The following is a 12,863-nucleotide window of genomic DNA, read 5'->3' as shown; positions in this document are numbered from 1 at the left end:
CCCGACACGGTGCGGCCGCTGGTTGCGAAAAACTGCCACCTCTTCCTCATGGGGCTAGGATGAGGGGCATGACGAAGGAACGTGCGCCGTACGAGGCAATGACGATCGACCAGGCGTTCGCGCAGGCCCAGCATCTGCTGGAAGGCCGGGCGCTTCCCTACGGGGCCGGGGATTCCACGGTGGACGCCCGGATCACCCGCACACTGCTGGTGGCGGGGCCGCCCCGATCGGGCAAGACGGAATTCGCGTTGAAGGTGCTCTACGGCGGCAAGCCGGGTATCGCGGACAAGACCGCCTACGACGAGGCCACTCCGGCGGGCGCGGTGATGATCGTATCCAACCGCACCATAGCCGACGACCTGAGCCTGCGCGTGATCCGCGACGTGAAACAGACCTCGCTCGCCCGACCCGTGACCACACTCGCCGCCCTGGCGTTCCGCATCATCTCCACCATGCGCGTACGCGAGGGCCTGCCCCTGCCGAAGCTGCTCAACGGCGCCGAACAGGACGCCATTCTCCGGTCCGTGCTGGCGGCGCATGTGGCCCACGTGCGTGCCGGCGACCAGTGCGAAACCTGCCGGCTGCTCGCCGCATATTTCGCATCCTCGAACTGGACCGGACTGGTGTCATCCCAGGACGGAACGAACACGGATACCCCGGGAAACGACCCCGACGACGCACGAGACGCATCGACCGACGAACTGTTCGAACGCGGCATCAGCGACGTGTTCATCACCCAGCTGCGCGACATGCTCGCCCGCATGAACGAACTCGGCGCATCCTCCGCCAAGGAGGACGCCATCATCGCCACGCTGGCCGCCGCCACCGGAGACGCCGGCATTCGCGGCGAGCGTCTGGCCACGCAATGGCGTGCCGCGTTCGCACTGCGTCGCGAATACATCGCGGCCATCAACCGCATCTATCCCGACGAATACCGTCTGGACGCATCCCGACTGCTCGTGGAGGGCACCGAAGCCGTTCGACAGGCGTTGCGCGAGGGACTGCCGCCGGCCGACGCCGCCATACCCCGCGTGGTGATCGTCGACGACGCACAGGATCTGACGCTCGCCGGCATGGCGTTCCTGCAGGCGATCGAACGCTCGGGAGGAATCCTGATCCTGATCGGCAATCCCGACGAGGCCGTGCAGGGCTTCCGTGGATCTTACCCGGAATTCCTGTTCCTCAGAGCTACGGAACAACCGCTGGACGGGGATGACACGGCCGATGACGATGCGGCCGACGAGATGTCAGCCATGGTGAACGACCGCAATCTGGGCCGTCTCGGCGCATTCGCGATACGGCTCGTCCCCGCGCAGACCGGTGCGTCTCATGCCGCATCCCGTTCCGATGCTCCCGCCGATACCGATGCCCATGCCGACGTGTGGACGTCTTCCGACTCATGCGCCTACTCGTACCGCGATCTGGTGGCCGCGCGCACGTCGCTGGGCATCCTCTCGCTGGAACCGACGTCGATTCCCCTTGCCGACCGACTGGGCAAGATGCCGCAATGGCCTGGAGCCGCGCCGATCCTGCCACTGGCCCGATACGACGGCGAAAAGCCCCCGGCGGTCCCATCCGCATCCCCCGACGGCAGCGTGCGCGCCGCACTGTACCGCAGCGCCGGCGAGGAGCTCGACGACGTGGTATGGCACATGCTGCACGCGCATACCATCGACCACCGGTCATGGAACGACATGGCCGTGATCGCCCACGACAACAGCACTGTACGCGTATTCGGCGAACGACTGCGGCGGGAGGGCATCCCGGTGCACTACTCCTCGGTGACGAAACCCCTCAAGGATGAGCCGTTCGTCCAGGGACTGTTCGCCATCATCGAACTGGCGCTGCTTCGCGAGCGCGGCATAAACTCCACCACGATGAACGCCCGCGCGCTCGCCGTATTCGTGCGTTCCCGCATGCGCATGCTGCTCGGCAGTCCGTTGGTGAGCGTGACCACGGCCGGCGGTGCCAGGCATCCACTGCGGGTGTCCGCGATCAATGCCGCCATGAATTCACTGGAATCGTTGTCGCGAGTGCTGGTTCAGAACGATCGTTCCGACGCTGGTGCGGCGACCGGCCGGACCGTGGCAAACCGTGCGCTGCTGCATGCGATGATGGACGACTGGTCCGCGTTGCGTGAACGTCTGTCCGACGGCGAGCGCGCTCGCGATGGCGTCGTGATCAGCGTGGACGATTCCCTGATGGGCGGGGGATCGCCCGAGGACGCCACGGCCATGGGATTCGGCGTGGATGCCATGAATCTGCTGCTGGCCGAAGGCGGAGAGCCGGCCGACAGGGTGGTCCGGGCGATCCATTCGGTGCTTGGTTCGCGTGATGCGAAGCCGGAAACGGACGACGAGAATTCGAGAACGGACACCGGTTTGGAGACCGGTCCGAACGATGGGGAAAAGCGTGCCAGAAGCGCATGGACCGATCCCGAAGCCGCCACATTCGAGCGCGCCTGGGCGATGATCGACGCCGTGACGGAGAAGCTACGCACCATGCCGCTGAGGGAAGCCCGCTATGTGCTGTGGGAGGCATGGCAGGCCGCGGGCGTGGCCGAACGATGGCAGCGCCAGGCGTTGCGTGACGACGCCGACGGCCGCGCGGCCGACGATCGTCTCGACACCGCCATGCGACTGTTCCAGTTCGCCGAATCCAGCGGAGCGCAGCATGATGTGACCGCGTTCATGGAACAGGTGCGCGCCATGGAGCTCGAAGCGGATTCGCTGGCACACGTCCGGCCGGTGGAGGAGGCGGTGACGCTCACCACGCCCGCCGGTGCGATCGGACGCAGCTGGCCGTTGGTGTGGATGCCCGCCGTACAGCAGGGCGTATGGCCGAACCTGGCGGCCCGCAACACCATGTTCGGCGTCGACGATCTGGCCGACGTGATGCTGCACGGTCGACTCGCCTCCTCGCTCGGCGCGGAAGGTTCGGGCGACGTGGCGGCCGCGCGCTCCGAACAGGTGGCGTCGGTGCTGTACGGCGAAAAGCGCAGTTTTCTCATGGCGATCACCCGTGCCGAAACACAGGTGCAGGTGAGCGCGGTGTCGGACGACGACCACGTACCGTCCGATTTCCTGTACGGATTCATGCCGGAACTGTTCGTACGTGAGGATCCGGAGAACGAGAACCGGCCGTTCACCCGATACACCGAGGTCGGTCAGGCGGAGCGATACCACGGCCTGGAGCTCAGCGTGCGCGGCATCGTGACCGAGGCCAGGGCCATACTCGCCGCCGGGCGGGATGCCGTCGGGGACGACGCCTTCCGTGACGCCGCGGATACGCTGCGATTCCTGAAGGACGAGGGAATCCCGTACGCCGATCCGGAGAACTGGCCGTTCGTGGACGCTGCACGGGAGACCGTCGCACGGAAGTCCGCCGGCGCCGGTGACGATCTGCCCGACGATGCCGTGGTCTTCGGAACCAAATCCGTGCCCGACGGACTGTCGAAGCAGGACCGGGAACGGCTGGATGAGCAGACCGGGGTCGACCGGAACAAGTCGGGCGCCCGTCCTGTGGTTCGACTCTCCCCGTCCGCCGTCGACGGCATCTGGAACTGCCCGGTGTGCTGGCTGATGGACAACCAGTTCGTCGGACCACGCCCGTCGAGCGTGGCCACGAGCTTCGGCACCATCATCCACGCCGTGGCCGAACGCGCCAGCGCCGAAGGCCTGGATCTGCCGGCCGGCCAGCCGGGAACGACACCGGAGGAGAAGACCGCCGCGATCACCGATCGCATGCTCGACATCTACGCCGAACTGCGTGTGGACCCCGAGGACATCCCGTCCGTGGCCGAACGGTACGATGCCATGTACAAGGACCGTTCCGCCGGCACGCTGCTGCGTCACATCGCCGAATACTTCGTGAACAGCGCCGAGGCCATGGGCGGTTCCGGTGTGTCCGACAACGGCGCGTACGGCCGTCAGGGCGCGAAGACGCCGCCGATCCCGATCGGAAACCTCGAATCCGTGACCTGTGAAAAGCCGTTCCTCGCCAGGTTCGATCTGGACCGGATCCTGACCGCGTACAACGCCACGCCGGGCGTGACCCAGGTGGGCCGCGACGACTTGTACGGCATGCTCGGCGCGTTGGTCGGCGGCTGGCCGAAGGGCATGAGCAAGGATCTCCAGGTGTGCATCTCGGGTCGTATGGACCGCGAGGAGACGCGCGTGATGGACGACGGCACCCGGCAGCTGCGACTCATCGACTACAAGACCGGCAAGTCGCGAAGCGCCAAGCAGAACTTCAGCGACCTGCAGCTGGTGTGCTATCAGCTGGGCGAGCAGTTCGACGATCAGCTGCGAACCGAGGCCGTCGGCAGCAGCGCGGACGGGCAGCCGCGGAAACTCCCCGAGATCCCGTTCATCGGCCAGTCCGGACTGTTCTTCGTCAAGGACAAGGCGTCGCCCTCATACAGTCACGCGGCTGAATCCTGCCATCAGCCGGCCCTGTTCCGTGACGGTCATATCAACGATCAGCCGTTCACGCCGCGTTACTATGCGGCATCGATCAGCAAACTGTTCGACGAACCGGTCCTGCCGACCGTGCCGAAGGAGAACGTGAGCGAAGCCGCATGGAAGATCCTGCTGGACATGCGCGGCACGCAGACCATATGGGCGCTGACCATGATCGCGCGCGTGCTGTACGCGGCCGGGGCCGTGCAGTCGGCGCGACTGGTCGCCGACCCCGACGACGAACACGTCAAGCATTGCTGGCACAAGGACGCATGCCCCGCCTGTGCCGACGACATCACATCCGTATTGGAGGTCCGATAATGGCAGCGACTTTCGAACAGGCGGCGGTCATCGACGCCCCGGTGAACGACGACATCCTGGTGGTGGCCGGCGCCGGCTCGGGCAAGACCTATACGATGACGAACCGCATCATCAGCCTGATCAACAGGGGAGTGCCGGCCGAACGCATCCTCGGTCTCACGTTCACCCGCAAGGCGGCGTCCGAACTGCTGGACCGCGTGTCCGGCGCCGTGACCAGGGACATGGCCGTCAACGGCACGGGGACGGCCGGCGCCGGGGCGACGATCGACCCGGACCGGGCGTTCCTCAAGCCGGAGATCTTCACCTACGACGCGTTCTTCCAGTCGATCGTGCGCCAGTACGGACTGCTTGTCGGCATGGACCAGAACACGCAGCCGCTGAGCGAGGCCGGTGCCTACCAGCTGGCATCCGACGTGGTCGGCAGGCACATGGCGATGCTGTTCTCCGGCACCGACGCGGATGCCGACGCCCTGAGCAGTGATGACGGGTCCTCCTTCGGCGTGGACGACTCCGAGGACATGGGTCAGTTCCCCACCCTCACCACACGGCTCATGAGCCTGTCGCACGCGATCGCGAACTCCATGATCGGCGGCGACGTACTGACCTTCCATGACGCCGTGGAACGCATCCGTCGATGGGACGCCGCGTTTATCGCACGGCTTGACTCGCTTATCGGCGACGAGCCGATCCCCGAGAAGGATCCCGGCAAGAAGAAGCCTCCGAAACGCAAGAAGTCCGAGAACGTCGCCGACTATGCGCTCCGACTCGGCGAATACGAACATGAGCGCGGTCTGTATCGAGCCGATGCGTTGCGGACCGTCGCTCGTCGCCGCGAACTGCTGCTCACACTGGCCGAGGAGTTCCAGGACGCCAAGCGGCGCGCCGGCATGGCGGAGTTCAGCGACTTCACCATCGCCGCGTTCCAGCTCATCCGTCGGTTCCCGTCGATCGGCGAGGAATACCGTCGACGCTATTCGCATGTGTTCCTGGACGAGTATCAGGACACCTCCACCACGCAGGCCACGCTGCTCGCCGCGCTGTTCCACACGGACGGCAGGGGCGGCGCGCGTACCGCCGTCAACGCGGTGGGCGATCCGTTCCAGTCGATCTATGCGTGGCGTGGCGCCAGCCCCGGCGCGTTCCGCATGTTCCAGCGCGACTTCGGCATGGCCGTCTCGCACAAGCCGTACGCGCTGACCTTCACCCGGCGCAACCCACGCATCGTGCTCGAGGCCGCCAACGACCTGACCATTCCGCTGCGCGGCGCACAGCGTCGGCCGAGCAGCTCGCTCATGCGCGAAGTGGACGTGGACGTGCTCAACCCGTGGGTTGACGAGGACGGCAAGCCGTCCCCGCTGGGCACGATCGGCGTGCAGGGCTATGCGACGCGCGGTCAGGAGATCGACGCCGTGGTTCGCTTCGCCCGCAAGGCGAAGGAGCTGTATGGAAAGAACGAGAAGGGCGAACCGGTTCCCGGCACGCATACGGCAGTGCTGTTCCGCTCCAAGAAGTCGATCCCTGACTATCGCGAGGCTTTGGAGAATGCGGGACTCACCTGCGAGGTGGTGGGCTACTCCGCACTGCTGGACCGACCGGAGGTCAGGGACCTGCTCGCCCTGCTCCACGCGGTGGCCGACCACACGGACACCGGCTCGCTGATGCGACTCATGGCCACGCCGCGTTTCGCCATCGACGCCCCCGACCTCAAGACCGTGGCCCGTCTCGCCGACGACGCGAACACCGAATATCGGTATCATGCGCTCGTCACCGCCGGATTCGCCACCGGCGACGAGCCGAAAAACGAATGGAACGCCATCGTCAAACGCCATCGTGACATCGTGCCCAACGGCGTGTTCCTCGCCGATCTGCTGCTCGACTCCGGCTTCGCATGGAAGCTCGAGAAGTCGTCGGTCTCCCCGCGCGGGCGCAAGCTGTTCCTCGCCGTGGCGGACATGCTGCGCGTCATGGAATCCAGCATGCATCTGCCGCTGCCCGACATACTGCGCATCGCCGTGGAACAGCTCGGGCTCGACATCGACTGCGTGGTGGCCCAGGCCATCGCCGGACGCGACGGCGAACACGCCCCTACCTCGGCGCGCGCGTCGCTCGACGCCATCGCCGACCTGTCCGACACGTACCTGCAGGAACTGCCGACGAACGTCGCGCCGTCGCTGCGCGGATTCATCACCTGGGTGGATGCGCTGAGCAAGATCCCCGAAACCGGTGCCGGGCAAAGCGCCGGAACCGCCGACGTGACGCTGATGACCATCCATCAGGCCAAGGGGCTCGAATGGGACGCCGTGGCCGTGGTAGGCATGACCAAAACAGGATTCCCCAGCAACCAGGGAGACCACCTCAATGTGAAGGTCAATGACGATCATCTCGGTGGTGTGGATGCGGACGGCGGGTGGACACCGCCGGAATACCACGAGACCGCGAGCACGTGGCTGACCGATCTGACCGCGGTGCCGGTGCCGGTCCGCGTGGATTCGGCCATCCTGCCGCGATTCCCTCACGATGCGGATGTGGACGGCGACCCGGTGGCGCAGCTCGACGCGCTCGACACCGTGGAACACGTGGATGCGGAGGTGTATGCCGCCGACCCGCTCGTCGACGCCTACGGGGGAGGCCGGGTTTCGGACGGCGAGCGCTTCCTCAGCCAAAGCGAGGAGTACGGGCGTCGACTGCACGCCGACGAACGCCGACTCATGTACGTGGCGCTCACCCGTGCCAAGCAGGCCGCGCTGCTCACCTTCAGCGTGAGCTCGGAACCGTCGCGCATCCCATCCGATGACAAGCCGCTTGACGACGAAGCCATGGAGAAGAAGGCGTCGAACTTCTGGATGGAGGTGCACGAGGCGCTTGCCGGACGATCCGACGCCGTGGCGGCGCCGACGGGACTGCCGGATCGAGAGGACTGCAAGCCGGACGGACTGCTGCGCCCCCTATACGGATTCTTCGCCGGCGAGCATGCCCGGGAGTACGAGAATGCCGTGGTCGGCGCCGCATGGCTCGAACCGCCCGTCGAGACGGAAACCGAATCCGTGCCATGGCCTCGTCCGTTGGAGAAGCGCGTGGCCGAGGCCGTCGACAGCAGTACGAAAGCGGTTCAGGAGACGGAAGACGGTACTGTCGATACGGCGGCGGGTGGCCGATCCGATTCGGAGGATTCCAACGGGGATGCCGTCCCCAGGACCCTGCTCGACTATGCGCGCAAGGTGATGGAGGCCCGCTCCGTTTCGGCGATCGGTTCCGACGACGTCGCGTCGCTCGAGGAACAGGGCAAACGCATCCTCGCGTCCGGCAGGCAGAACGTGACCGCCATCCAGACCCGCATGACGCTCATGGACGACACCGCCTCCGGCGACGCCCGTGACCGGAAGCGGAAGGAACGAGACCGCAAACGCTACTGGACCGGCGTCATCCGACCGATTCCACGCAGCTCCTCGCCGGCAGCCGAGGCAGGCACGCGATTCCACGACTGGGCCGCGCGGTTCATCTACCCGCTGGGTGACGGCATGACCCAGACCGCCGAATCGCTCGCCCTGCCTGTACAGGATGCGCGCGACGCCATGCTCGCCGACGTGACGGCACGGGATCAGGCGCTCGCCGACGGTCGTCTGGATGTTCGTGACCGTCATTTGCTCACCTGGCAGCATCGGCTGATCGACTCGCGCTGGGCGACACGCGACGCGGTATGTGTGGAACAGTCGATCGTCGCGGCCATCGGCGGACAGATCGTCGACGGCAAACTCGACGCCGTGTTCTCCGGCGGGCTCGACGACCCGTCCGATGTCGGACGCTTCACCGTGGTGGACTGGAAGACCGGTCGCAAGCCGACCAACACGCAGGACATCGAGGTGAAACTTGCCCAACTTGACCTGTATCGGTTACTGTGGTCCCGCATCAAGGAAGTACCGTTGGATCGCATCGACGCCACGTTGTACTACCTCGGCGTCGACGACGAATCGGAACGCGAAGTGCACGCCCTTCCGAAGAGCGAGGACGAGATCATCGCCCGCATGCTCAAGGGACTGCCCGAGCAATCCGACAACGACTGACGCACACATGCCGCGGAAGCCAAGCCGCCCGGCATTCGTCTCCTCATAGGGTCTTTCGGGATCCGGGCGAGCGGCCGGAACCCTTGCTCATCGGATTGTCCGTATGAGTCGGTCGGTCCGACGACGACCAGCCGAAACCAAGAGTTCCCTGAGGTTGTATCCATGACGAATACACAGTCCGACATGTCGCATGGTCCGGATGCGCGTGCCAAACGCGTCTCGCCCTATGCGCTGATCTTCCGCACGCCGGGGGCCAAGGCGTTCTGCGCGGCCGCCGCCGTGGCCCGCATGCCGATCTCCATGATGGGCCTGGGTATCGTGCTCGCGCTGAACCATCTGTATGACAACTGGACCGTGGCCGGCACCATGAGCGCGGTCTACGTGCTGTCCGCCGCCGTGGTCACTCCGTTCTATGCCCGTATGTTCGATCGGTTCGGCCAGCTCAAGGTGGGGCGCATCGCACTGGCACTGCAGGTGGTGGCCATGCTGTCCTTCGCCATGGGTGCCCTGTTCCGTATTCCGCTGGCCGTGCTGTTCGTACTGGCCGTGCTTACCGGCATCACGCAGTTCGCGTTCGGCGCGTTGGTGCGCACCCGTTGGGCGTGGGCGCTGCGCGGTCAGAAGGATGACACGCTTCTCAATGCCGCCTACGCCTTCGAATCCGCGATCGACGAGACCGTGTTCGTGCTCGGCCCGATCCTGGCGGCATTCCTCGCCACGAGCGTGCACCCCGTTTCGCAGCTCGTGTTTCCGGCGTTGTGTGCGCTGGTCGGTGGCAGCGTGTTCTTCTCGCTCAAGTCGACGCAGCCGCCCGTCATCACGATCGCTCCGGTGGAGGCCAGTGCCGGCGGCAGCGTGGTCGGCGAGGGCGGCAACGTCCGCGAGGGGGAGTCGTCGCGCAAGATCAACGCCATGAGCGCTAGGCGTCATGTCAAAAGCGCGCTCGTATATCCGGGTGTGGCGTTGCTGGTGATTGTGTTCGTGGCGTTCAACACCAGTTTCTCTGCGTTCGACGTGTCGGTGACGGCCATGACCAAGGCGATGGGCATGGAGAAGGTCGTGGGACTGCAGCTGGCCATGTTCGCCGTGGGATCGCTGGTCGGCGCGCTGGTCTTCGGCTCGATCAAACTCAAGGGCTCGCACTGGAGCCACATGGTGGTGCTGTTGGCCATCCTGTCGGCATGGTATGTGGGATTCCGCCTGTGCACCGGCAATCTGATCGCACTTGGCGTGGTCGAGGTGCTTGCCGGACTGTTCGTGGCGCCCACCTTCGCCACGGGCAACCTGCTGATCAAGGAGATCGTGCCGACGGAGTCGCTGACCGAGGGCCTGTCGTGGCTGGCCACGGGCAATTCGCTGGGAGTCTCGCTCGGCAGCTCCCTCGCCGGTGTGGTGCTCGACTCCATGGGCATCCCCGCCGGTATGACGCTGCCGTTCGTCGCCACCGCCTGCGCTGTGCCGCTGGCCGCGATCGCTTGGGCCCTGGCCCGACGTCGTCGTCGGAACGTGACGGCGTGAACGTGCACAAGGCATCTGATGCGTTGTGCACGTTCACATCGTGGAATCGGATGCCGAATTTGTCCCACTATGCGGGAACATCCGCTCTTTACAGCATCAAACGGACGTTTTTGGGTCGATTTTCGTCCATTTGACGCTGTAAAAGCGGGATCTGGGTCATATGTGACTGACTACAGGTCGAGGAACTTGTCGAGGCCGATGGTGAGACCCGGGTGCGCGGACACGTTGCGCACGGCGAGCAGCACGCCGGGCATGAAGGAGCCGCGGTCGAAGCTGTCGGCGCGAATGGTGAGCTGCTCGCCGGCGTTGCCCAGCAGCACCTCCTCATGCGCGTTCAGTCCACGCAGACGCACCGCATGCACATGCACGCCGTCGACCACCTGGCCGCGGGAGCCGCCATCGGTCTCCGTGGCGTCGGGCATGGGGCCCAGTCCGGCGGCGCGACGGGCGTCGGCGATGGTGTGCGCGGTGTGGATGGCGGTGCCGCTCGGGGCGTCCACCTTGTTCGGGTGGTGCAGTTCCACCACTTCGGCCGATTCGAAGTACTTGGCGGCCAGGCCGGCGAAGTAGTCGGCCAGCACGGCGGAGATGGCGAAGTTCGGTGCGATGAACACGGCCTGGTCCTTACGCGGGGCCTCGGCGAGCGCCTTGCGCACCTGATCGAGCTTCTCATCGGTCCATCCGGTGGTGCCCACCACCACGTCCACGCCCTGACCGATCAGCGCGAGTACGTTGTCGAGCGCCACGGACGGCACGGTGAACTCCACGGCCACGTCGGTGTTGTCGGGGTTCACCTGCGTCAGGTCGTCGCCGGCGTCGAGCGCGAGCGCCAGTTCGGTGTCGTCGGCCTGATTGACGGCGTTGACCACGTTGCCGCCCATGCGACCCTTGGCGCCGATCACGGAAACCTTGATCATCGGTATCTCCTTTGGTGATATCTGTTTCTGATACGTGCCGATGTCGAAGTCCGACGTCGGCATGACGTCCGCAATGATGATGCGGACATACGGTTATTCGGTTATGTATGTGTCTATCATCACCGGTCGAATCGGTCGAATCACGTGTCACCGGTCGAATCGCGTACGCAGAATCCGTATGGTCCGCGGCAGCATGATCGTGAACGCGGTCAGACCGAGGATCCACAACGGATATTGGATGAGCACTGCCATGCGCATCACGTGATCGGTGTACAGATTCGGATTGGTGGCCCCCTGCGCGTCAAGCAGCAGCCCCACGCCAAGGAACACGATCGCCGACGACAGGAATCCGCCGGTGTTGGCGAAGCCTGTCGCCGCGCCGAGATTGGCCGGGCTGTTGGTGTCGCGCGCGAAGTCGAACGCGATGTTGGATGCCGGGCCGCCGCTCGACATGGCCAGCAGCAGGAGCACCATGAACCATGTGGGGTGCGGGCCGGGAGTGAGCAGCAGGATGGTCCAGCAGATCATCTGCGCGCCCACGGTGATGTATACGATCGCTGCACGGCCGTGAATGGGGTGGATGCCTGCGACACGTCCCATGATGAGCGCCCATGCCACGTTGATCACCATACCGATGGCGAGATAGGCGCTGGCCTGCGCTCGCGAGTAGTGTTCCACGGCGAGCAGGAAGGGGAATCCCCACAGCTGGTTCATCATGTTGATGGAGAACCAGGTGGTGGCGTGCACCCAGAATCCGCAGAATGTTCCGGGTGTTTTCAACGCGGCCTTGAGTCCGCCCATCGCCGCGCGGAGTCCGCCCTGCGGCCGTTCGTGATGCCGGCCGGTCTGCCGTGGATCGTCGCGTACGCCCATCAGCACGGCGGCGGCGATGCACACGCCCACGCCGGTCAATGACAGGAAGGCGATCTGCCAGTTGGTCAGATCCAGCAGCCAGACGAACGGATAGATGGAGATGATCTGCCCCATGCCGCCCAGCATGGAGGTGAGCTGGTTCATCAGCGGAACCTGACGGAACGGGAACCATGCGGACACCAGGCGGATCACGGAGATGAATGTCATCGCGTCGCCCATGCCCACGATGCCGCGACCGATGATGGCAAGTGCGGTCACGGGAGCGATGGCCATGAGCGCCTGACCGACCGCCATGAACAGTCCGCCCGTGGCGATGAGCTTGCGTGCGCCGAACCGGTCGAGCAGCACGCCGGCCGGAATCTGCATGATCGCGTAGACGAACAGCTGCAGGTAGAGGAACATCGACAGCGCGGTGCTGGTGGTGCCGAAATGGTGGGCCGCTTCGATGCCCGTCGCGGACAGCGAGGATCGGCAGGTGACGGCGAACACGTAGCCGGCCATGGCCACGCCCCACATCGCGTACGCCTTGCCGCCGCCCAGTCGTGGGGATTGCTCGGACGAATGCGTCCTGTTTTCACTCTCACTCACCCGCACATCATATCGCCGCGGTTGCGCATGGCATCGGTTTTGCCCGGCGACTGTAAAATTCTGCCATCCCGCTTTCGGCTGGATACCATGAGGAGTGACAACGATTGTCGAGATGACGGGGGTAT

General features: G+C 65.3%; 5 protein-coding genes. 3 read left to right on the top strand and 2 right to left on the bottom strand.

The window, feature by feature from the left end:
• The first annotated feature begins 68 nt into the window (after positions 1-68).
• From D2E23_RS02990 to D2E23_RS02980, 3 genes are all read left to right on the top strand, one after another.
• Positions 69-4,781: a PD-(D/E)XK nuclease family protein gene (locus D2E23_RS02990; protein WP_126029517.1), complete on the top strand. Its 4,713-nt coding sequence runs from the start codon at positions 69-71 to the stop codon at positions 4,779-4,781.
• Complete coding sequence (locus D2E23_RS02985; protein WP_126029516.1) at positions 4,781-8,842, top strand: ATP-dependent DNA helicase; 4,062 nt, start codon at positions 4,781-4,783, stop codon at positions 8,840-8,842. The genes D2E23_RS02990 and D2E23_RS02985 overlap by 1 nt, the downstream gene beginning before the upstream one ends.
• A 162-nt stretch (positions 8,843-9,004) precedes the next feature.
• A complete protein-coding gene (locus D2E23_RS02980; RefSeq protein WP_126029515.1) occupies positions 9,005-10,360 on the top strand; it encodes an MFS transporter in 1,356 nt (451 codons plus the stop codon).
• A gap of 170 nt (positions 10,361-10,530) precedes the next feature.
• On the opposite strand, the gene dapB is transcribed toward D2E23_RS02980, so the two are convergent.
• Both dapB and D2E23_RS02970 read right to left on the bottom strand, forming a co-directional pair.
• Positions 10,531-11,277 carry a 4-hydroxy-tetrahydrodipicolinate reductase gene (dapB, locus tag D2E23_RS02975; protein WP_126029514.1) on the bottom strand — a complete coding sequence of 249 codons (747 nt, stop codon included), beginning with the start codon at positions 11,275-11,277 and terminating at the stop codon, positions 10,531-10,533.
• 147 nt (positions 11,278-11,424) lie between these two features.
• On the bottom strand, positions 11,425-12,738 hold the full coding sequence (locus tag D2E23_RS02970) for an MFS transporter (protein ID WP_126029513.1): 1,314 nt from the start codon (positions 12,736-12,738) through the stop codon (positions 11,425-11,427).
• Between the last annotated feature and the right edge of the window lie 125 nt (positions 12,739-12,863).

Source organism: Bifidobacterium callimiconis (genome assembly GCF_003952005.1).
Lineage (GTDB): Bacteria > Actinomycetota > Actinomycetes > Actinomycetales > Bifidobacteriaceae > Galliscardovia > Galliscardovia callimiconis.
Note: the sequence above shows the minus strand (reverse complement) of the source record. Positions and strands in the feature narration are given on the sequence as shown.

Excerpts from the sequence above, each read along its gene's own strand:
- D2E23_RS02985 (WP_126029516.1), top strand. The coding sequence starts at position 4,781 with ATGGCAGCGACTTTCGAACAGGCGGCGGTCATCGACGCCCCGGTGAAC.
- D2E23_RS02990 (WP_126029517.1), top strand. The coding sequence starts at position 69 with ATGACGAAGGAACGTGCGCCGTACGAGGCAATGACGATCGACCAGGCG.
- dapB (WP_126029514.1), bottom strand. The coding sequence starts at position 11,277 with ATGATCAAGGTTTCCGTGATCGGCGCCAAGGGTCGCATGGGCGGCAAC.
- D2E23_RS02980 (WP_126029515.1), top strand. The coding sequence starts at position 9,005 with ATGACGAATACACAGTCCGACATGTCGCATGGTCCGGATGCGCGTGCC.